Consider the following 20,721-nt stretch of genomic DNA (forward strand, 5'->3'; position numbering starts at 1 on the left):
CCGCGTTCGGGCGGCGGACCGCGGACGCCGATGCGAAGCGTGAGGCTACGGGGTGGAATTCGTTCGCCAGGGCGTACGGACCACCGTACGCACGTGCCCGCCCGCGTGGCGAGCCCCCGTGTCCGGCCACCGTCCGGCCACCGCCTCGGCCCTGCCCGGCCCTGCCCCGGACGCGTGCGTGGGAAGTCCCGGAAACTCATCGCCGAAAGTCGCGTCATAGTCGGCGTGGTAGCGCCTCTCGACTGGTACGGCCCTCGCATCGGGCCACTCGCCAGGAAAGGAAGTGCCGCTCATGCACACCGTGGTGGAACGCGAACTGGAACTGAATCTGGTGCTGTCGCCCGAGCGCGGCGTCCCCGTCCCGGCCCGGCTGACCTACCGCACGGACGATCCGTACGCCGTGCACATCACCTTCCACATCGGCTCGGACACTCCCGTGCACTGGACCTTCGCCCGCGAGCTGCTGGTGGAAGGGGTGTTCAGGCCCTGCGGGCACGGCGATGTCCGGATCTGGCCGACGAAGGTCGGCGGGCGCACCGTCCTGTGTGTCGCCCTCTCCTCGCCCGACGGCGACGCGTTGCTTGAGGCGCCCTGTGGGGCGGTGTCCGCGTGGCTGGAGCGAACGCTGCGGATCGTGCCACCGGGTACGGAGTCCGAGCAGCTCGGCCTCGACGACGGGCTGGCCGCGCTGCTGACCCCGACGCCCGCCGACGATCTGTGGCTGCGGGACCCGTGGCCCTCGGACGAGTCCGTGGACGACGAGGCGTAGAAGACGACGGGGCATGGACGAGCGGTGGAGGGAATGAGCGGCGGGGAGAAGGGGCGATGTCTAGAAGAGCTTCCCCGGGTTGAGCAGGCCCAGCGGGTCGAACGTCCGCTTGATGCCCCGCTGCAACTCCAGGCCCACCGGCCCCAGCTCGCGCGACAGCCACTCCTTCTTGAGGGTGCCGACGCCGTGTTCGCCGGTGATCGTGCCGCCGAGTTCGAGACCGAGCGCCATGATCTCGTCGAAGGATTCCCGGGCCCGCCGTGATTCGTCCGGGTCGGCCTGGTCGAAGCAGACGACGGGGTGGGTGTTGCCGTCGCCCGCGTGGGCGCAGACGCCAATGGTCAGGTCGTACTTCTCGGCGATGGCCGACGTGCCGTCGAGCATCTCGGCGAGGCGCGAGCGGGGCACGCAGACGTCGTCGATCATCGTGGCCGACTTGATGGTCTCCAGCGCGGTGAGCGACAGGCGGCGGGCCTGGAGCAGCAGTTCCGACTCGGCGGCGTCCTCGGCGGGGACCACATCGGTGGCGCCGGCCGCCGTGCACAGCTCGCCGACGGCGGCCAGATCGGCCGCGGGGTCGGGGGTGTCGAAGGCCGCGAGGAGCAGCGCCTCGGTGGTGTCGGGGAGGCCCATGTTGGCCATCGCGTTGACGGCGCGGATGGTCGTACGGTCCATGAGTTCGAGGAGGGACGGGGTGTGGCCGCGCTCCATGATCCGGCAGACGGCGTCGCAGGCGGCGGAGGCGGAGGCGAACTCGGCGGCCAGTACGAGCTGCTGGGGCGGCCGCGGCCTGAGGGCGAGTACGGCCTTGACGACGATGCCGAGACTGCCCTCCGAGCCGACGAAGAGCCGGGTCAGGTCGTAGCCCGCGACGCCCTTGGCGGTGCGGCGGCCGGTGGTCAGGAGGCGGCCGTCGGCGAGGACGACATCCAGTCCGAGGACGTACTCCGCGGTGACGCCGTACTTGACGCAGCACAGTCCGCCGGAGGCGGTGCCGATGTTCCCGCCGATGGTGCACATCTCCCAGCTGGACGGGTCCGGCGGGTAGTAGAGGCCCTGCTCACCGACGGCGCGGGAGAGCGTCGCGTTGATGACGCCCGGCTCGACGACGGCGATCCGGTCGACGGGGTTGATCTCCAGGATCCGGTCCATTTTCGTCAGGGAGAGGACGATGCACCCATCCGAGGCGTTCGCGGCGCCCGACAGCCCCGTACGGGCCCCCTGCGGTACGACGGGGACGCGCAGCGCGGTCGCCGTACGCATCACATGCTGGACATGCTCGACCGTGCGCGGCAGCACCACCACGGAGGGCGTGCCCGCCTCGCAGAAGCTCGCCATGTCGTTGGCGTAGGAGGCGGTGACGTCGGGATCGGTGATCAGGGCTTCGGCGGGGAGCCCCGCCCGCAGCTGTGCGAGGAGATCGTCCATGATCCCAGACTCGCATCCGGGGCCATCGGTGTGAACCCGTCTGCGATCCACCACGGCAAGTCGGGGTGTGCTCTTCGTATTGACGCACAGTAATCGCCATGAACGCCATGAAAACGGAGCAGGTCAGACAGGTCAGAAGGGCGGCGCTGGCCGTCGGCGTGGGGGCGATGCTGGTCGGGGGCGTACTGCTGTTCGTCCCCGACGAGGACGGGGCGTCCCAGCAGGGCCCCGAGGAGCGGGCGAGGGCCGCGGTGGGCGTGGGGGCGCCGGCCGCGCTGTCGGATCTGACCGCGCTCATCCGCGAGCGGGAGAACTGGCTGCGGACACACCCCGAGGACGGGCAGGCGTGGGCGGTGCTCGGCTCGGCGTATGTGGAGCGCGGGGTGGCGGCGGCCGATCCGGCCTACTACCCGAAGGCCGACCGGGCGCTCCAGCGGTCGCTGGCGGTGCAGCCGGGCGGCTCGGGTGAGGGGCAGTCGCAGGGCGCCGGTTCCGGTTCCGCGTCCGGGTCCGGCAGGGGCGCGGAGGACGGCAAGCCCGGCACGGGCATCAGGGCGGGCAACCCCGAGGCGCTGATGGGGCTCGCCTCGCTGGCCAACGCCCGCCATGACTACGTCGCCGCCAGACGGTGGGGCGAGTCGGTGCGGGCGCAGCGGCCCGAGGCGTGGACGTCATATCCGGTGCTGATCGACGCGTACACCGGCCTGGGCGACTACAAGGCGGCGGGCAGGGCGCTGGAGAAGCTGCGCGAACTGCACTCGGGGGCGCCGGTGCTGATCCGCGCCGCCGACGTGTACCGCGACCGGGGCCGGAGCGAGGACGCGGTGGCCAAGGCCACCGACGCGGCGGCGCGCGCCGGATCGCCCGCGGAGCGCGCGGAGGCGCTGGACACGCTGGGCGAGCTGGCCCTGGAGCGGGGCGAACCGGCCGAGGCGCTGGGCCATTACGAGGCGGCGCTGACGGCGGTGCGCGGCCGGGCCCAGTCACTGGCCGGGCGCGCCAGGGCGCTCGCCTCGCTGGGCAGGGCGGACGAGGCGACGCGCGACTACCAAACGGCGCTCGCCAAGCTGCCCCGGCCCGAATACGCCCTGGAACTGGGCGAGTTGTACGACTCGCTGGGACTGGACGGGGATGCGCAGACGCAGTACGAGACGCTGCGGGAACGGGCCGAGCGTGCGCAGGGGAACGGGGTGAACGAGGAGTTGGTCCTCGGCCGCTTCGAGGCCGACCACGGCGCTCCGGAGGCGGCGGTCACGCGGCTGCGGGCGGAGTGGGCGCAGTCGCACCGGAGCATGGAGGTCGCGGACGCGCTGGGCTGGGCGCTCTACCGGGCGGGCCGGGGGCGCGAGGCGCTGGCGTACGCGACGAAGGCGACCGAGCCGGGACGGCGGAGCGCGCTGTTCTCGTACCACCGCGGGGAGATCGAGCGGTCGCTGGGGAGGTACGGCCCGGCCCGCCGCCACATCGAGGAGGCCCTGCGGACCGATCCGCACTTCTCGCCGCTGCTGGCGACGAAGGCCCGGGAGGCGCTGGACGCGCTCGGCGAACCGGAGGAGGGCGGGCCGAAGGACTTCTACGGCTCGGGGCCCGAGAAGCCCACGCTTGAGCGGAGAGAGCCGGCGCCTCCGCCGCAGGTCTGAGACCCCGCGTCCGGGACCCCGCGTCCGAGGCTCCGCGGATCCGAGAGGGCGCGGGTCCGAGAGGGCGCGGGTCCGGGTGTGCGGGCGCGTGCGTGCCGGGGGCTCCCGCTCCCCGGCACGCGTCACTCGTCACGCGTCACGCGTCACGCACACCGTCGGATCGGTCCGTCGGATCGGTCCGTCGGATCAGAGGTTTCCGCGCTTCTCCTGCTCGCGCTCGATCGCCTCGAAGAGCGCCTTGAAGTTGCCCTTGCCGAAGCCCATCGAGCCGTGGCGCTCGATCATCTCGAAGAAGACGGTCGGCCGGTCCTGGACGGGCTTGGTGAAGATCTGCAGCAGGTACCCGTCCTCGTCGCGGTCCACCAGGATCTTCAGCTCACGCAGCGTCTCCACGGGCACCCGTGTCTCGCCCGCCCACTCGCCGAGCGTGTCGTAGTAGGAGTCGGGGGTGTCGAGGAACTGCACGCCCGCCGCCCGCATGGCCCGCACGGACCCGACGATGTCGTTCGTGGCGAGCGCGATGTGCTGCACGCCGGCCCCGCCGTAGAACTCCAGATACTCGTCGATCTGCGACTTCTTCTTGGCGATCGCGGGCTCGTTGATCGGGAACTTCACCTTGAGCGTGCCGTCGGCGACGACCTTCGACATGAGCGCGGAGTACTCGGTGGCGATGTCGTCGCCCACGAACTCCTTCATGTTCGTGAAGCCCATGACCTTGTTGTAGAAGCCGACCCACTCGTTCATCTTCCCGAGCTCGACATTGCCCACGCAGTGGTCGATGGCCTGGAAGGTGCGCTTGGCGGCGGGCTCGACGATCGGGGTCGCGGCGGTGAAGCCCGGCAGGTACGGGCCGTCGTAGCCGGAGCGCTCGACGAGGGTGTGGCGGGTCTTGCCGTACGTGGCGATCGCGGCGAGGACGACCGTGCCGTGCTCGTCCTTGATCTCGTACGGCTCCTGGAGGCCGCGGGCGCCGTGCTCGGTGGCGTACGCGTAGGCGGCCCGCGCGTCCGGCACCTCGATCGCGAGGTCGACCACGCCGTCACCGTGCTCGGCGACATGGTCCGTGAGGAAACGGCCCCACTCGGTGGACGGCTTGATGACGGACGTCAGAACGAAGCGGGCCGCGCCGTTGGTGAGGACGTAACTCGCGGTCTCGCGGCTGCCGTTCTCCGGTCCGGAGTAGGCGACGAGCTTCATGCCGAAGGCCGTGGAGTAGTAGTGCGCGGCCTGCTTGGCGTTGCCGACGGCGAAGACGACCGCGTCCATTCCCTTGACCGGGAAGGGGTCGGCCTCGCGCGCGGTGTGGGGAGCGGTGTCGATGTGCATCGAGGTGTCAGCCATGGCCTCACCCTCCCGCCGTTCCACAAGGTGCGCAATAGTTCGCTGATTCACTGGGCAATATGTAGAGCGGATGACCAGAATGGCGAGGCTATCTGCACAGTATGACTACGTTTGATTCGGCAACGCCTTGGGGAGCGGACCATGAGCATCGACGGACTCGACGGCCGGCTGATCGTGCTGCTCGCGCGGGAGCCGAGGATCGGGGTGCTGGAGGCATCGCGCAGGCTCGGGGTGGCCCGCGGCACGGTGCAGGCACGGCTCGACCGGCTTCAGTCGAACGGAGTGATCAGGGGTTTCGGCCCGGCCGTGGATCCGGCCGCCCTCGGCTACCCCGTCACCGCCTTCGCCACGCTGGAGATCAAGCAGGGGCAGGGCGCCGACGTACGGGCCCATCTGACGACCGTCCCCGAAGTGCTCGAACTGCACACCACCACGGGTCAGGGAGACATGCTCTGCCGCCTCGTGGCCCGCTCCAACGCCGATCTGCAACGGGTGATCGACCGCGTCGTCGGTTTTGAGGGCATCGTGCGGGCCGCGACGGCGATCGTCATGGAGAATCCCGTGCCGCTGCGGATCATCCCGCTGGTGGAGCAGGCGGCCGAGGACTCCGCCGTGGACCCCGCCAGAGGCTCCGCCGGGGGCGCCTCCGGGGAGGGATTCATCAAGAAGGCGTAGCGCTTCGCGGAGCCTTCCCGAGTCGCGGAGCCTTCCCGAGGACGTGTTCCCGCCCCCACAGACCGAGCGGCCGGAGGGCGGCCTCCAGGGCGACACCGCGCTCGGTCAGCGCGTACTCGACGCGCGGCGGGATCTCGTCGTACACCTCACGGGAGACGATGCCGTGCGTCTCCAGCTCACGCAGCTGGCTGGTGAGGACCTTCTCCGTGACGCCGGGGAGCATCCGGCGAAGCTCGCCGAAGCGACGCGGTCTCTCGTCCAGCGCCCAGAGGATGAGCACCTTCCACTTTCCGCCGATCACGTCCATGGCCGCGTCGATCCCGCAGTGGTACGCGTCGGGCGCGCCCGGTCTGCCCACGGTCGCCATCGTCCTCGGCCCCCCTCTCTCTACGCCCCGGTCACATACTCCGACCTGGTCACATACCTCGGGGGTACCACCCACTTCGGAGTGCGTACTTGTTGGCCCCCGCGCCATCGACCAGCTTATTCGTCATGACCGACAACGTTTCTGACGCTCTTTCCTCTTCCTCTTCCTCTTCCTCTTCTTGTTCTTGTTCCTCCCGTTCCCTCTCGCTGCTCGGACTCGGGGCGATGGGGACGGCCTTCGCCCGTGCCTGGCTCGCCGCCGGCTACTCCGTGACCGTCTGGAACCGTACGCCGGGCCGGGCCGACGGCCTGGTGGCCGAGGGCGCCACGGCCGTCGCGAGCGCGGCCGAGGCGGTGGCCGCGAACGCGCTGGTCGTCACGTGTCTGCTGGACGACGCCTCGGTCGGGGCCGCGCTGGAGGGTGCCGACCTGACCGGCAAGGACCTGGTGGACGTCACCACCGGCACCCCGGGCCAGGCACGGGCGCGCGGCGAGTGGGCCGAGGCACGCGGGGCCCGTTTCCTCAGCGGCGGGATCATGGCCGTACCGCCGATGGTCGGGGTTCCCGAGGCCGGCGGCTATGTCTTCTACAGCGGCTCGCACGAGCTTTTCGAGACACACAGGACGGCTCTGGCGGTCCCGGCCGGCACGCGCTACGTCGGCGAGAACGCCGGCCATGCCGCCCTCCAGGACGTGGCGCTGCTGAGCGGGATGTACGGCATGCTCGCGGGAATCACGCACGCCTTCGCGCTGGTGCGCGGGGAGGCGGACATCTCGCTGAAGGAGTTCACACCGCTGCTGAGCGGCTGGCTGGCGTCGATGACCCCGACGATCGAGCAGGTCGCCGAGCAGCTGACGAGCGACGACTACACATCGGATGTCGTCTCCAATCTGGCGATGCAGGTCGCCGGGATCACGACCTTCGTGGGGACGGCACACGAGCAGGGGGTGAGCCCCGAGCTGCTGACCCCGTACTTCGACCTGATGAAGCGGCGGCTGGAGGGCGGTCATGGGGCGGAGGGCCTCACGGGGCTCGTCGGTCTGCTGACCCCCGGCGACAACGGCTGACGCCGCCCCTGCCCGTAGCCATACAAAGACTCCGTTGCAAAGAATATGTTGCAACGAAGTCTTTGCAGGGCTACGGTGGCGACATGCCCAAGCCCGCGGAACCGCCCGCAGACCCCGTAGACCCCGCGGAACCCGCGGAACCGCCCGTGGAAGCCGCGGAGACCCCGAAGCCCAGGGAGCGCACACTCGACGCGCGCTCGCTCCGGGGTCTCGCCCACCCCCTGCGGATACGGCTGCTGGGCAACCTCCGCCATGACGGCCCCGCCACCGCCTCCCAGCTCGCCGAGCGGCTGGGCGAGTCCAGCGGTGCCACCAGCTATCACCTGCGACAGCTCGCCGCGCACGGCTTCGTCGAGGACGACCCGACCCGGGGCAAGGGCCGCGAGCGGTGGTGGAAGGCGTCCACCGAGGGCGTGATCTTCGGCCCCGACCTGCACAGCGACACCGACCCGGCGGTACGCGGGGCGGTCGACCTCTTCCTCCACGAGATCGCCAGCATCCACACCCAGGAGCTCGCCACCTGGCTGGGGACGGCGAGCGACTGGCCCAGGGAGTGGTCGCACTCCGCCGACCTCAGCGACTTCACCCTGCCCCTGACCTCCGAGCAGCTGCACGAGATGAACGAGAAGCTGCACGAAGTCGTCGAGAGCTACCGCACGGCCGGTCCCCGCGACGGCGAGGCCCCACTGGTCCGCGTCCATCTGCATTCCTTCCCCCGCACCGGTTCGACCGGCCGAAGCTGAAGGAGACCCCGGCATGCACCCCGCCACCGATCCCGACATACATCTCCGGCTGCACGCCGAGCGCGCCGTCGAACTGCGTCACGAGGCCGCCGGGTTCCGGCTCCGCCCGCCGCGCGCGAACCTCCGTACCCGGCTCGGCTGGTCCCTGGTCGAGCTGGGGCTGCGCCTCGTCGACCGGCCGACCGTGCCAGGGCGTCGGCCCGTACGGCCCCATGCCGCATGACCAGGACGGCCGACACCGGACGCGGCGCCCACGACCGGCGGCCCCTCGTCGCCACCCTCACCGCCAACACCATTTCCATCGCCGGGAGTTCACTCACCCTGATCGGGGTGCCCTGGTTCGCTCTCCAGACCACGGGCAGTCCGGCCAGGGCCGGGGTCGTCGCCTTCTGCGCGACGCTGCCGGTCATCGTCTCGGCCGTCGTCGGCGGTCCGGTCATCGACCGGCTCGGACGACGGCGGATCTCCATCGTCTCCGACCTGATCTGCGGACTCGCCGTGGCGGCGGTCCCGCTCCTGCACTTCGCCGGCGTGCTGGAGTTCTGGATGCTGTGCGCGCTGATGGCGGTCAGCGGCCTCGTCCACGCCCCCGGGATCACCGCCCGCTATGTCCTCCTGCCGGATCTCGCCGAACGCGCCGGGACGACCCTGCCGCGCGCCGCGAGTCTGTACGACGCGGCCTCGCGCGGCGCGCGGATGATCGGCGCCGCGCTCGCCGGACTGCTGATCGCGGTCGTGGGCGCGGAGGCCGTCCTGCTGCTGGACGCCGTGACCTTCCTGGCGTCGGCGACGCTGATAGCCGCCGGGATACGGGGGATACGCGCGGCTGAGCCACAGCGTCAGGCCCCGGTCTCCCTCGCGACGTACCGCACCGAACTCCGCGAGGGCTATGCCTTCCTGCTGCGTACGCGGCTGCTGCTCGGCATCACCGTGATGGTGATGATCACCAACGGCCTGGACCAGAGCTGGAGTTCGGTCCTGCTGCCGGTCCATGCCCGGCAGGAACTGGGCGGGCCGGCCAGTCTCGGACTGCTCACCGCGCTGTTCGGCGGCGCGGCGCTGCTGGGGGCCCTGCTGTACGGGGCGTACGGCGAACGCTTCCCGCGCCGCGTCGTGTTCGCGGGCGCCTTCCTGCTCTGCGGGGCACCGAAGTTCACCGTGGCGGCGCTCACGGACGGGACCCTCCCCCTGGCCGTGACGATGGCCGCGGGCGGCCTGGCGGCCGGCGTGCTCAACCCGATCCTCACCACGGTCATGTACGAGCGCGTGCCGGACGGGCTGCGCAGCCGGGTGTCCAGTGTGACCACGGCGGGAGTCGAACTGACCATGCCGCTCGGCGGTCTGGTCGCGGGCCTCCTGGTCGAGCGCGCGGGGCTGAGCAGCACGCTGCTGGCCGTCGGCGGTGTCTATCTTCTGGCGACGCTGAGCCCGCTGGTCTTCCCCGCCTGGCGCACGATGGAGCGGATCCCGGAGAGGGCGAAAGCCGCCGCGGCCACCGGCCTCAGCAGCTCGGCACCCGACCCGTCTCGCCCCGCTCCAGCGCCTTGAGCGCCGACACCGCGCCGTTCAGCGTGGTGACCGGGATCAGCCGCATCCCCTTCGGCAGCTGGGCCCCGGCGTCCCCGCACTCCGCCTTCGGGACGAGGAAGACCGTAGCCCCGTCGCGCCCCGCGGCCTGGGTCTTCAGGGACACCCCGCCGACCGCGCCGACCTTGCCGTCGGCGCTGATCGTGCCCGTACCCGCGATCTTGCGGCCGCCGGTCAGATCGCCGCCCGAGCCGTCGCCGTCGAGTTTGTCGACGATGCCGAGGGCGAAGAGCAGTCCGGCGCTGGGGCCGCCGACGTCGGCGAGATGGAGGCTGACGTCGACGGTCTTCGGGTCCTTGCCGAGCAGGCCCAGGGCCGCATCGGTCGCGGAGTTCTGCGACTCCACCATGTCGTGGGTGTTGTGCCGCTCGATCTCCTTGTCGGACTGCCCCGACGGATAGACCGCGTCACGCGGCAGCACGGCGCGGTCCGTACGGAACCAGCTCTCGACCACATCGCCGAAGTCGACATCGGCCGAGGGGCCGGTCGCCACGATGGTCGTCATCCGCAGCTGCCCTTCGGTCTTCCGGGTGGGCGCGCCACTGATCGTGATGATCGGCCGGCCCTGGTCCGCGCCGAGGACATCCGCGGTCATCCCGGGCTGTGCCACGGAGTACGGCAGCGGAGCGGCCCCGACCACGGCGAACAACGCGACGATCGGGACGGCGCAGAGGGCGAGGGCGCCGGGGCGCGAGAAGCGAGAGAACACGGGTGCCAATCTATCTGGCGCGATCGGCCGCCAGGGACGGCATCCCAGCCGCCGGTACACCGGGCCGGGCGCACGGGACATGTGTCCACGCCGCCGGTCCGACGGGCCGGCCCCCGGACGGCGTATCCGTACTGCCGGTCCGTGAACCCGGACCATGGTGCCGGCCCCTGACGCCGGTCCCTGACGCCGGTCCCTGACGCCGGTCCGCCGGGCCGGGCGCACCGGCGTCCCGGCCGTCCCTCCCGGGGGGGCCGTCCCTCCCCAGCGGCCGGCGCGGTCTCGGCGTCGCCCGGCCGGTCTCGGCGTTTCGGCACAGCCCGGCCGGTCTCAGCGCAGCGCGTCCGCCACTTCCCGGGCCGCGTCCACGACCCGCGGCCCCACCCGTTCGGGTACGGCGTCCGCGAGCATCACCACTCCCACGCTCCCCTCTATCCCCGTCACCCCGATCAGCGCGGCGGCGGCGCCGCTGGCTCCGGCCTCCAGCTCGCCGTGGGTGAGGGTGCAGCGGGGTTCGGTGAGGGCGGCCTGACGGGCGGCGAGTATGGCCTTGCCCGCGGCGCCCCGGTCCAGCGGATGACGGAAGCCGGCCCGGTACGCGACGTGGTAGTCGGTCCAGGTCGGTTCGACGACCGCGACGGCCAGCGCCTCCGCCCCGTCCACGAGCGTGAGATGCGCGGTGGCGCCGATGTCCTCGGCGAGCGAGCGCAGGGCGGGCAGGGCGGCCTCCCGTACCAGCGGATGCACCTGGCGGCCCAGGCGCAGCACGCCGAGGCCCACCCGGGCCCGGCCGCCCAGGTCGCGGCGGACCAGGGCGTGCTGTTCGAGGGTGGCGAGCAGCCGGTAGACCACCGTCCTGTTGACACCGAGTTTGTTGGACAACTCGGTGACCGTCAGGCCGTGATCCGTGTCGGCGAGCAGCTTGAGGACGCGCAGTCCCCGGTCGAGCGTCTGGGAGGTCTCCGCGGTCACGACGCCTTCTCCTTCGGAGTGAGGCCGCCGACGGGCATCGGCACCACCGACTGCACTACGCGGCGGAGTTGCCACGGAGCGTTTACATTGCGGGGACACTAACCATGGACACCGCTCAGCGGAAGACCTCGTCCAGAATCCGGGCACAGAAAGAGAGTTGATCCCTATTCGCGGACAAAATCCGACAGAACAGGGAACTGGATCGATCATTCGCGCGATATCGGACAGCTTCGGAGCCGAAGACGGCCGTCACGGCCCCGCCGCCGCACCCGGCGGCCCCACCGAGCCGCCCCTCAGCGACCACGCCGTACGAAAACCGCTACGACCTCTTTCGATCTCCGCTACGGCGCCCGCCGGAAACCTCCACGGCATTACCGCATCCGGTATTACCGCGTCCGGGATCACCACGTCCGGGATCACCGCATCCGGGTGGCCCACTCCTGAACCTTCGCGATCCGCTCCCGGATCTGCCCCGCCGTCGCCTCGGCGCTCGGCGGCCCGCCGCACACCCGGCGCAGCTCCGTGTGGATCACGCCGTGCGGCTTGCCGCTCTGGTGAACGTACGCGCCGACCATCGTGTTCAGCTGCTTGCGCAGCTCCAGCAGTTCCTTGTGGGAGACCACGGGCCGGCGCTCGGCCGGCAGCTCCAGCAGATCCGCCTCGGCGTCCGGCTTCTTGCGGCTGTGCGCGATCTGCCTCGCCTGCCGCTTCTGGAGGAGCAGTTGCACCTGGTCGGGCTCCAGCAGTCCGGGGATGCCGAGGTAGTCCCGCTCCTCCTCGCTGCCCGGGTGGGCCTGCATGCCGAATTCGGCGCCGTCGTAGAGCACGCGGTCGAAGACGGCATCGGACTCCAGCGCCTCGAAGGGCAGCGTGTCCTGCTCGCCGGTGTCCTCGTCCTGCTGCTTCTCGGCCTCCGCCATCTCCTTCTCGGACTCGGCGTACGGGTCCTCCTCGCCGTTCTTCTTCGGCTTGTCGAGTACGTGGTCGCGCTCGACCTCCATCTCGGCGGCGAAGCCGAGCAGGCCCGGGATGGTGGGAAGAAAGACGGACGCGGTCTCGCCGCGCCGCCGGGAACGGACGAAACGGCCCACGGCCTGCGCGAAGAAGAGCGGGGTCGAGATGGTGGTGGCGTACACGCCGACGGCCAGGCGCGGTACGTCGACGCCCTCCGACACCATCCGGACCGCGACCATCCAGCGGTCGTCGCTCTCGCTGAACTCGTCGATCCGCTTCGACGCGCCGGTGTCGTCGGAGAGGACGACGGTCGCCTTCGAACCGGTGATCTCGCGGATGAGCTTGGCGTACGCGCGCGCCGCGTCCTGGTCGGTCGCGATGACCAGACCGCCGGCGTCCGGAATGCCCTTGCGCACCTCGGTCAGCCGCTGGTCCGCGGCGCGCAGCACATTGGGCATCCAGTCGCCGCGCGGGTCGAGCGCGGTGCGCCACGCCTGCGAGACGGCGTCCTTGGTCATGGGCTCGCCGAGCTTGGCCGCGATCTCGTCACCGGCCTTGGTGCGCCAGCGCATGTTGCCGCTGTAGCTGAGGAAGATGACGGGCCGGACCACGCCGTCGTTGAGGGCGTTGCCGTACCCGTAGGTGTAGTCGGCGGCCGAGCGGCGGATGCCGTCGTTGCCCTCCTCGTACGCCACGAAGGGGATGGGGTTGGTGTCGGACCTGAACGGCGTGCCGGTCAGCGCGAGCCGCCGGGTCGCGGGCTCGAACGCCTCAAGACAGGCCTCACCCCAGGACTTGGAGTCGCCCGCGTGGTGGATCTCGTCGAGGATGACGAGGGTCTTGCGCTGCTCGCACCGGTTGCGGTGCAGCATGGGCCGCACCCCGACACCGGCGTAGGTGATGGCGACGCCGTCGTACTCCTTGCTCACCGGACCCGCGGAGTAGTCGGGGTCGAGCTTGATGCCTATCCGCGCGGCGGCTTCCGCCCACTGCTTCTTGAGGTGCTCGGTCGGCGCGACGACGGTCACCTGCTGGACGACATGGTGGTGCAGCAGCCAGGAGGCGAGCGTCAGCGCGAAGGTCGTCTTCCCCGCTCCGGGGGTGGCGACGGCGAGGAAGTCACGCGGCTGCTGCTCCAGATAGCGGCCGAGCGCACCCTCCTGCCAGGCACGCAGCTTGTTGGCGGTGCCCCAGGGGGCGCGGCCCGGGAAGGCAGGTGAGAGGTGGTGGGAGGAGGCGGTAGTAGTCACGGTCTCCGGTTCGGGCGCGGGTTGGCGGGTCGGGCGGGGTACGTACGACAACCGGGCCACCCTACCGGTGGCCCGGCGCGCCCCTCGTACAAATGGGGCGGGGGACGGCCAGGTGCGACGGGCGCCACATTCCGTACGGCGGGGACCGAGCGCTGTGCCCGCGCGGCGCTATGCGTGCGCGGCGAGGACCGGGCGCCATGTCCGCGCGCCGGGGACCGGGTACTACCGCCTGCGCGGCGCTATGCGTGCGCGGCCGGCCGGTCGAGAGGGCCGGGATCTCCGAGGCCCCCGGGACCGCCGAGGCGTTCGTGGTGCGCCGGGGTCAGGCGGAGGTCAGCCGCGGTGACGTTCTCCTCCAGGTGGTCGATCCTGGCGGTGCCGGGTATCGGGAGGATGACCGGCGAGCGGTCGAGGAGCCAGGCGAGGGAGATCTGCGCGGGCGTGGCACCGAGTTCGTCCGCCACGCCCGCGATCGCCTCGGACACGGCGGTCGCGCCCGACGCGGCTCCGGCGACGGGCCGCCACGGCAGGAACGCGATCCCCGCCGCCTCGCACGCCACGAGCACGGGCTCGTGCTCACGGTCGACCAGGCTGTAGCGGTTCTGTACGGACACGACGTCGATGATCTCCCGCGCCTGTTCGAGTTCGGCGACGGTGACCTCGGACAGCCCGAGCCGGCCGACCTTGCCCGCGGTCTGCAACTCCCGCAGCGCGCCGAGCTGGTCGGCGAGGGGCACCTCCGGATCGATACGGTGCAGCTGGAGCAGTTCGAGCCGCTCGACCCGCAGCCGGCGAAGGGCGTTCTCGACCTGGTCGCGCAGGACTTCCGGCCGCCCGTCGAGCCCCCACTCGCCGGTCTCCGCCGACCGCGCGACACCGACCTTGGTGGTGACGAGCAGCCCGTCCGCGTAGGGGTACAGGGCCTCGGCGAGCAGTTCCTCGTTGGCTCCCCCGCCGTACAGATGGGCGGTGTCGATCAGTGTGACGCCCAGCTCGACGGCCCTCCGAGCCACGCCGAGGGATGCCTCGCGGGCCGGGCCCGGCTCGGTCGGCAGCCGCATCGCTCCGAATCCGAGCCGCCGTACGCTCAGGTCCCCGCCGATACGAAACGTGGTCGCTGTCATCGCCGTGTCTCCGCCCCCTCGGTCAAGGGGCAACGCTAACAGGGCAGTTGAGCGTGGGCACGGGCTTTGCCCGGCGGGTCCGCACCCCCACTCGACAGGTCCGTACCCGGACTCGACGGGTCCGTACCCGCGCTCGACAGGTCCGTACCCGCGCTCAGCGGGTCCGTACCCGCGTCGCCACCCACACCCCGACCAGCGCCACCGCCGCCATCGGCAGGAACACGGCGGCGAAGGCCGCCGGGTGGGACCCCGCGGCGCCCGACGCGGCGGAGACGGCGTGGCCGCCCACCGCGCCGCCGCCGAGGGCCGCGAACGCAGCGCCGCCCGCCGCCAGCAGCAGGACGTTCGACAGCCCGTCGGAGATCTGGAGCGCGGCGGAGTTCGCGCCCGCCTCCTCCGGCGCCGAGAGCTTGAGCAGCAGCACGCTGGTGGAGGCGATCACGGCGCCCATGCCGAGACAGCCGAAGGACCAGGCGACCGCGACGATCCACACCGGTACGGCCTCGATGAGCACGCTCGGCGCGGTCGCGATCGACAGGGCGACCAGCACCATCCCACCCGCCATCAGCCGCTCGCGGTACGGCTCCAGGCGCGGCCTGGACTGGACGTACGAACCGAGCGCCCAGGTCGCGCCGCCCGCCGCGAGCGAGAGGCCGGCCATCGTCGGCGACAGCCCGCGCTGGGTGACGAGCATCAGCGGGACGAAGCTCTCGGCCGCGATGAAGGCCCCGGCGGCGACCCCGCGCAGCAGCACCACCGACGGCAGCCCGCGCGCCGCGCGCCACGTGCCGTGCGGCAGCAGCCCGAGGACGGCGGGGACGAGGAACGCGACGCCGGCCAGCGCCGGGAGGAACGAGAGCCAGCGCAGATCCTGGCCCGCGTACTGGAGCAGCCCCGCGCCGAGCGAGATCCCGAGCGCGAGCCGGATCCGGCGCCGGTCGAAGACGGGAACGGGCCCCTCGGCATCGGCGGGCCCCGACGCCTTGCGGCGTATCGCGGGCAGCGCGAGTGCCAGCGGCAGCACGACCAGGACCGGGATGCCGATGAAGACCCAGCGCCAGCCGAGGTGTTCGGTGACGGTGCCGGAGGCGAGCGGCCCCACGACGGAGGGGATCACCCAGCTCGCGGCGAACGCGGCCATGATCGAGGGCCGCAGCCGCTCCGGGTAGGCCCGGCTGACGACGACATAGAGCGCGACGATGACCAGTCCGCCGCCGAGGCCCTGGACGGCGCGGCCGAGGATGAACAGCCACATGGTGCTCGCCGTGCCCGACAGCAGCAGCCCGATGCCGAAGGCGCTGATCCCGGTGGCGAGCGGCGCGAGCGGCCCGCTGCGGTCGGCCCACTGGCCGGAGAGCACCATGGCGAAGAGGCTGGTGGTGAAGTACGCGGAGAAGGCGAAGGCATACAGCGGAATCCCGTTCAGCTCCCGCGCGGCGACCGGCATCGCGGTACCGACGGCGGTCGCCTCGAAGGCGATGAGCAGGACGACGGAGACGATGCCGATACTGAGCGCCCGGTGCTCGGGCCCGAGCACACCGCCCTGGCCGGGGGCGCCGCCCTGCTCGCGGGCCGGGGATTCGGTGAGGGGGTCCGCTACGGCGGATATGTCGGCGGGGGCGACATCGGCGTCGCGCGGGTCCAGGGCGGTCATGGACTCAGCGTAAGGGGCACAGACCTGATTCGGCCCTGTCGTAGGGCTGATCGGATCTGGTCCCTTGGACGTACGCCTCCCGCTGTCCGTCCCACCCCTGGCCCGCCGCCCACCATGAACGGAGTGTGGCAGTCGCGTTGCGGCCCGCCCGGACACCTTGAGCCCCGCGCGGCACGGGCCTACGGTCATGAACAGGAGGTAAGGCACGGCCGTGTGCCCGAGTGGTTCAGGGACTCGCCTGCAAAGCGAGTTACGCGGGTTCGATTCCCGCCACGGCCTCCAACTACATGGATGACCTGCACGTTTACACGTTGCGGAGTGCTTCCAACGTCTGGGACTCCCACACCAGACAGGGCTACGTCAGTCGCTTGGTCCTCCACGGACTGATGTAGCGCCACACGGCGCACAGGGAGCCACGATGACGGCACGAACACCTCTCCGGAGCGCGCTCAGGAAGCCTCAGAGCACCGATGCGCAGCAGCAGCCGACAGCACCTCTCAGGGTCATCGACGGACGCTCAGCCACGGATGCGCGCACGGCCATGCTGGAAGAGCTTGACCTCCACCTCAGCACGATCACCAACCGCTACGGCCGTCCGTACCAGCGCAAGACAATCAACGCGTACAAGTTCGCTGGTGTTGCTCTGCACAACTGGATGACCGAGAGCAGCATGGAAGGTGACTTCACCACGTGTGACGTGTCCACCCTGAACCGCTTCTTTCGCTGGTACTACACGAAGCACGATGTACCGAAGTCTCAGGATGGCAAGGGTGGCTATACGGGAGGGGCCAACACCCTTCAAAGGAACCTCCGTCCCCTCTTCCTGTACCTGGCAGAGGAGTACGACCACCCGAGCCCCTACGACTCCCCCAAGCTCCACCGGTACACAGCTCCCCCTCTCGGTAAGCCCAAGACGCTCTCAGAGGAGTTCGTGAGCGACGTACTCAAAGCCACTGGGAACGGCTCTCCCAAAGTCCGTGACTTTAGGGGTACGAGGATGAGCAACCGTATTGGGGACATCAGCCCCGACGCCTTTACCGTGCTGCACGTAATCCGCACACATCAGGAACGCCATGAGTACGTTTCTGCGGGCGTGCTGGCATACGAGACAGGCAAGAGCAAGGCTACTTAATGCGAATTCATAAGGAAATCTATACGCGACTCCTGGTTTTCTGGGTAGTTCCGTAGGTATCTCGGCTAGAAGGAGTTACTACTGTTGACCCCCTAAATGAAAGAGGCCGATACCTCCGAGTTCGGAGATACCGTCTTTTCCCTTACTTTGGATAGTGCATCGTCATCGTGCGATGAGTTTTCACTACCATCTTTGACATCTTGTAGAGCGATAGAATCAAGCACTTGGTTCCTGACTGGTTCGTCCCTGGCTCGATGGACAGAATCTCTACTGTCTTCCCATTCCAGAGCCTCAGATGGTCACCCGCCTTCAACTTCTTCGCTGGCTTTCTTACCGGTGAGCCGACCACGGTCCAGGAGTTGGGGAGGCATACAGGAAGGAACTCCAGGACGCAGAGACAGCACGAGTATTCAGGGAACGAGACTTCATCAAGGCGGCACGGAGTACCTTGCAACCTGAAATCTGAAGAGAGCTAATCCTCAGCGGTTTCTCCGTCGCCAGTTGCCGACCCGCTGGCATCCAGAGACCAATCCTTGGTGGGAAGGAGACGACTGGTAGACGTACGACCGTTGGACAGCAGGACACGAAAGCGAAGATGGTCCCCACGAGTGATGCTGTTCCTAGCCACTGAGAAGCGGTAGATCGTGCCATCAAGGGCGGGGATTACCGGGGCCACGGTCCCCCATCTGTTATTTGGATCGAACCCTCTGCTGCCCTTCACCATCTGGAATCGCCGCTTATTGTATCCCGACTCATAACGGCAGAGTTCAACACGCTCAAGAGTTACGGGAGTCGTGCCATTGTTGATGAGTCGAAGAACGAAGACATGAGTGGCGTCCTTTTTCTCTTGCTCGGGCACCGATACGTTGGTACGCCATAGCCGTACCTGAATCTTGGGTCGGACACGCCTGAACGTGCGGTACGAGACGAACGCGTTGACGCCTGTAATCGCTGCGCTTGCCGACGACACCACAATGGCAATTTCGGGTAGCTCCATGGTTACTCCACATCTTCCAATTCATCAAAGGAGAGCTGTCGGTGCAAGGGTGGCTCATATCCTAGGTATGCTGCATGTGCTTTCACATACTCCACCAGGTCGTTGAATTCAAACCAGACTTGATCTTTCTTTGACATCCACTTGCTTACCATCTTTGATTTTTTGGTCAGACTTACCTCCACTCTGACCCTCCTTACGTAGGGAATAAGCTCCTGCATCATGTTGTTGGGTTCGACTCGGAGATTCATTTCCCCCATTGCCGGGATGGCCTCTTCTGTATCACCCTCGATTACGTCGAGTGCCGTATAGCAGGGTCCGGCATCGATAGGGACAAACTCTTGCGGTGCCAGATCGACCCTCAGAGAAATATGCCTGACCCTGATCTCGCTCTGGCTCGTATTGGTGATACCTACCATGAAAATTCCCATGGGATCTTCCCACTCATGAGCCCCGAAAATGACCCACTTTACATCTACCTCGGCACGTGGTTTCACGCGCTTGTAGGTGAACCAAGAGGCAGCCATGTTGGCTCCTGTGCAGACAGCACTGACCGATGCGGCGACGATAGCTATTGCGTTGGACGACATGCGCCAAGGATGCCCAGTAGAGACCCTGTCGGACCCTGACTTGAGGAACATCTGCGGTTGGGCATGAGAGAGCCCCTGGACGTCCCGTATCCAGGGGCTCTCTAGATCATGCTGGCTCTTCAGGCTTCCGGTCGGACGTTCCACTTCTCCAGAGCAGCCTTATTGGTACTGGCGTCCTTGAACTCCAGGGTCCAGGGACCCGTGTTGACGTCGAACTCCTTGCCGAACCCGAGCCACTTACCGACCATCCGCCTACCGGTCGGCTCAATGAGCATCTGAACGGCACCGTGATACCGCGCTCCGGCGTAGTAGCCCTCGGATGCTGTCTCCTCCACCCACGTACCCGTGACTACGTTCCCGTCAACGGTGAGATCCATGGTGAGAGGGGAGTTCGGATTCAGGGAGGCATCAGGCAGAGATCGCACCGTGAGCTTGTTGCCATGCTGGAGAAGTACGACGTAGTGGAGCCCCGTGAACGTCTCGTCACGGCCAGAGGAGAAGAACTCATACCGGCTGAGCCAGATACCCGAGTAGTTCCCGTTCGGTGTCCTGGTGGCCGTCTGAGCCGTCTGCGTGGTGGACGTAGGAGCTGTGGCCGTCGACGGCTCTAGATCATGTCCCCCTTGGCCGTCGCTCTGAACGCTCGCCAGAGCCACGGGGGCGAACCCCAAGGAGTCGATAGGAAGCCCTGTAACCCTCTCCAGAGCCCTTGCGTAGACAGGTCGGGGAGCTGTGGTCGTACCAGCCTCCCAGCGCTGGACAAGCCGCTTACTGGCATCGTTGGGCTCCCCTGCTGCTACGCCCGTCTCCCGGATCGCTCGGGCTAGATCATCCTGGCTCATGAGCAGACCCATGCGCACCGCTCTGAGCTTGGCGTTCGGTACTGGCTTCACCGCTGTCTTGGCTGTCGTCATGGTCATCACGGTAGACCTCTGACGTCGACAATGACACCGGTTTGACGCCCTGATGGACGCCCGTCTGACGCCTTGTCAGTCGTCGCGGATAGCTGTAATGGCCCGGTAACCGTGAGCTATGCCCATTCACCACGCGCCCATTGATGTGCCGACGATGCGCGAGACAGCCGCGCGCCTGCTCTCGGAGGAAGCTGAACTTCCCTCCCTGGAAGAGCTGGAGACAACGACGCTCCTACTGCGGGGAATGATCATGGTGACCATCCCCGATGTGGAGACAGCAGCCGGAAAGCTCCCCGAGGACGACATTCCCCGTGCATGCGCTCTGGCGTGCATTGGAGAGGCTCGTATGCGGCTGAGGCTGGAGCCGTCCAACGGCACCCTTCCGGCCGGTATCGCCCACGCTCAGAGGCTCGCACGGTCCGTCAGAGCCCTCACGGATCACTACGTGAATCTCGGGTGTGCCAAGTGACGCCGACACTGCACGTCTGCCGGTACTGCGATGGACTGATCACAGACCCCGATGACGCGGTAGCCGTAGCTCACGAACTAGACATGAGCGGCCCCGGCTGGACGGTATGGGCTCACCGTGAACACGCTCACCTGGTGGAGCCGGATGAGGCTCTCATTCGCATTCTGGCGCGCGTCCTGGTGGCCAAGCTGACTGCCCCTGATGCCCAAGTGGCTTAAGGAGTCCTAGAGCCGTTCCGGCTACTGCTTACCCCCCTTGAAACCTCAGGCACTCGAAAGACCGGGGTAGGCCGTTCTGGAAGTCGAACAGTGAAGGTAGGGGGGTCGGGAATGAGAAAGAGAACAC

At 68.8% G+C, this 20,721-nt stretch carries 19 protein-coding genes and 1 tRNA gene; 10 read left to right on the forward strand and 10 right to left on the reverse strand.

Translation table 11 applies throughout. The annotated features are described in order from the left end of the window. Positions 1-292: 292 nt before the first annotated feature. Positions 293-769: an SsgA family sporulation/cell division regulator gene (locus ACZ7LS_RS04440; protein WP_382521179.1), complete on the forward strand. Its 477-nt coding sequence runs from the start codon at positions 293-295 to the stop codon at positions 767-769. 60 nt (positions 770-829) lie between these two features. On the opposite strand, the gene ACZ7LS_RS04445 is transcribed toward ACZ7LS_RS04440, so the two are convergent. Further along, positions 830-2,197, reverse strand: coding sequence for an FAD-binding oxidoreductase (locus ACZ7LS_RS04445; RefSeq protein WP_382521177.1), 1,368 nt, complete (start codon positions 2,195-2,197; stop codon positions 830-832). A 98-nt stretch (positions 2,198-2,295) separates the two neighbouring features. On the opposite strand from ACZ7LS_RS04445, the gene ACZ7LS_RS04450 reads away from it, so the two are divergent. Further along, entirely contained in the window at positions 2,296-3,837 is a 1,542-nt protein-coding gene (locus tag ACZ7LS_RS04450) for a tetratricopeptide repeat protein (protein WP_385132445.1), read from the forward strand. A 186-nt stretch (positions 3,838-4,023) separates the two neighbouring features. Here the strand turns inward: ACZ7LS_RS04450 and hppD are convergent, their stop codons facing one another. Continuing rightward, positions 4,024-5,163 (reverse strand): 4-hydroxyphenylpyruvate dioxygenase, encoded by a 1,140-nt coding sequence (hppD, locus tag ACZ7LS_RS04455; RefSeq protein WP_382521643.1) that lies wholly within the window; start codon positions 5,161-5,163, stop codon positions 4,024-4,026. A 156-nt stretch (positions 5,164-5,319) separates the two neighbouring features. Between hppD and ACZ7LS_RS04460 the strand changes: the two genes are divergently transcribed. Continuing rightward, positions 5,320-5,853 carry an Lrp/AsnC family transcriptional regulator gene (locus ACZ7LS_RS04460; protein ID WP_382521173.1) on the forward strand — a complete coding sequence of 178 codons (534 nt, stop codon included), beginning with the start codon at positions 5,320-5,322 and terminating at the stop codon, positions 5,851-5,853. Here ACZ7LS_RS04460 and ACZ7LS_RS04465 read toward each other — a convergent pair. Then, positions 5,840-6,220 (reverse strand): winged helix-turn-helix transcriptional regulator, encoded by a 381-nt coding sequence (locus ACZ7LS_RS04465; protein ID WP_382521171.1) that lies wholly within the window; start codon positions 6,218-6,220, stop codon positions 5,840-5,842. The genes ACZ7LS_RS04460 and ACZ7LS_RS04465 overlap by 14 nt on opposite strands. A gap of 125 nt (positions 6,221-6,345) precedes the next feature. Between ACZ7LS_RS04465 and ACZ7LS_RS04470 the strand changes: the two genes are divergently transcribed. The 4 genes from ACZ7LS_RS04470 to ACZ7LS_RS04485 all read left to right on the forward strand — a co-directional run bounded on the left by ACZ7LS_RS04470 (position 6,346) and on the right by ACZ7LS_RS04485 (position 9,578). After that, entirely contained in the window at positions 6,346-7,287 is a 942-nt protein-coding gene (locus tag ACZ7LS_RS04470) for an NAD(P)-dependent oxidoreductase (RefSeq protein ID WP_469449097.1), read from the forward strand. 83 nt (positions 7,288-7,370) lie between these two features. After that, positions 7,371-8,030 carry an ArsR/SmtB family transcription factor gene (locus tag ACZ7LS_RS04475; RefSeq protein ID WP_385132439.1) on the forward strand — a complete coding sequence of 220 codons (660 nt, stop codon included), beginning with the start codon at positions 7,371-7,373 and terminating at the stop codon, positions 8,028-8,030. A gap of 13 nt (positions 8,031-8,043) precedes the next feature. Beyond that, positions 8,044-8,253: a hypothetical protein gene (locus ACZ7LS_RS04480; RefSeq protein WP_382521165.1), complete on the forward strand. Its 210-nt coding sequence runs from the start codon at positions 8,044-8,046 to the stop codon at positions 8,251-8,253. Further along, complete coding sequence (locus ACZ7LS_RS04485) at positions 8,250-9,578, forward strand: MFS transporter (RefSeq protein WP_385132436.1); 1,329 nt, start codon at positions 8,250-8,252, stop codon at positions 9,576-9,578. Before ACZ7LS_RS04480 ends, ACZ7LS_RS04485 begins: the two co-directional genes overlap by 4 nt. On the opposite strand, the gene ACZ7LS_RS04490 is transcribed toward ACZ7LS_RS04485, so the two are convergent. The 5 genes from ACZ7LS_RS04490 to ACZ7LS_RS04510 all read right to left on the reverse strand — a co-directional run bounded on the left by ACZ7LS_RS04490 (position 9,532) and on the right by ACZ7LS_RS04510 (position 16,277). After that, positions 9,532-10,326 (reverse strand): S16 family serine protease, encoded by a 795-nt coding sequence (locus ACZ7LS_RS04490; RefSeq protein WP_382521161.1) that lies wholly within the window; start codon positions 10,324-10,326, stop codon positions 9,532-9,534. The two genes, ACZ7LS_RS04485 and ACZ7LS_RS04490, sit on opposite strands and share 47 nt — an antisense overlap. Before the next feature lie 327 nt (positions 10,327-10,653). Continuing rightward, positions 10,654-11,295 (reverse strand): IclR family transcriptional regulator, encoded by a 642-nt coding sequence (locus tag ACZ7LS_RS04495; RefSeq protein WP_030355108.1) that lies wholly within the window; start codon positions 11,293-11,295, stop codon positions 10,654-10,656. A gap of 416 nt (positions 11,296-11,711) precedes the next feature. Continuing rightward, positions 11,712-13,499: a DEAD/DEAH box helicase gene (locus ACZ7LS_RS04500; protein ID WP_382521159.1), complete on the reverse strand. Its 1,788-nt coding sequence runs from the start codon at positions 13,497-13,499 to the stop codon at positions 11,712-11,714. A 239-nt stretch (positions 13,500-13,738) separates the two neighbouring features. Then, on the reverse strand, positions 13,739-14,623 hold the full coding sequence (locus tag ACZ7LS_RS04505; protein WP_385132432.1) for an aldo/keto reductase: 885 nt from the start codon (positions 14,621-14,623) through the stop codon (positions 13,739-13,741). A 154-nt stretch (positions 14,624-14,777) separates the two neighbouring features. Then, positions 14,778-16,277, reverse strand: a complete 1,500-nt coding sequence (locus ACZ7LS_RS04510; protein WP_382521156.1) for an MFS transporter — start codon at positions 16,275-16,277, stop codon at positions 14,778-14,780. Between the two features lie 207 nt (positions 16,278-16,484). Here ACZ7LS_RS04510 and ACZ7LS_RS04515 point away from each other — a divergent pair. Together ACZ7LS_RS04515 and ACZ7LS_RS04520 are read left to right on the forward strand one after the other, a co-directional pair. Beyond that, a tRNA-Cys gene (locus tag ACZ7LS_RS04515) sits at positions 16,485-16,559 on the forward strand. Positions 16,560-16,695: 136 nt separating this feature from the next. Beyond that, positions 16,696-17,409: a hypothetical protein gene (locus ACZ7LS_RS04520; RefSeq protein ID WP_385132429.1), complete on the forward strand. Its 714-nt coding sequence runs from the start codon at positions 16,696-16,698 to the stop codon at positions 17,407-17,409. 999 nt (positions 17,410-18,408) lie between these two features. Here the strand turns inward: ACZ7LS_RS04520 and ACZ7LS_RS04525 are convergent. Together ACZ7LS_RS04525 and ACZ7LS_RS04530 are read right to left on the reverse strand one after the other, a co-directional pair. Further along, a complete protein-coding gene (locus ACZ7LS_RS04525) occupies positions 18,409-18,993 on the reverse strand; it encodes a hypothetical protein (RefSeq protein WP_385132424.1) in 585 nt (194 codons plus the stop codon). Between the two features lie 119 nt (positions 18,994-19,112). Then, complete coding sequence (locus tag ACZ7LS_RS04530; protein ID WP_385132421.1) at positions 19,113-19,907, reverse strand: helix-turn-helix transcriptional regulator; 795 nt, start codon at positions 19,905-19,907, stop codon at positions 19,113-19,115. Between the two features lie 154 nt (positions 19,908-20,061). On the opposite strand from ACZ7LS_RS04530, the gene ACZ7LS_RS04535 reads away from it, so the two are divergent. Further along, entirely contained in the window at positions 20,062-20,376 is a 315-nt protein-coding gene (locus tag ACZ7LS_RS04535) for a DUF6415 family natural product biosynthesis protein (RefSeq protein WP_385132418.1), read from the forward strand. Positions 20,377-20,721 lie beyond the last annotated feature (345 nt).

It is taken from the genome of Streptomyces sp. NPDC039430, from assembly GCF_055639435.1.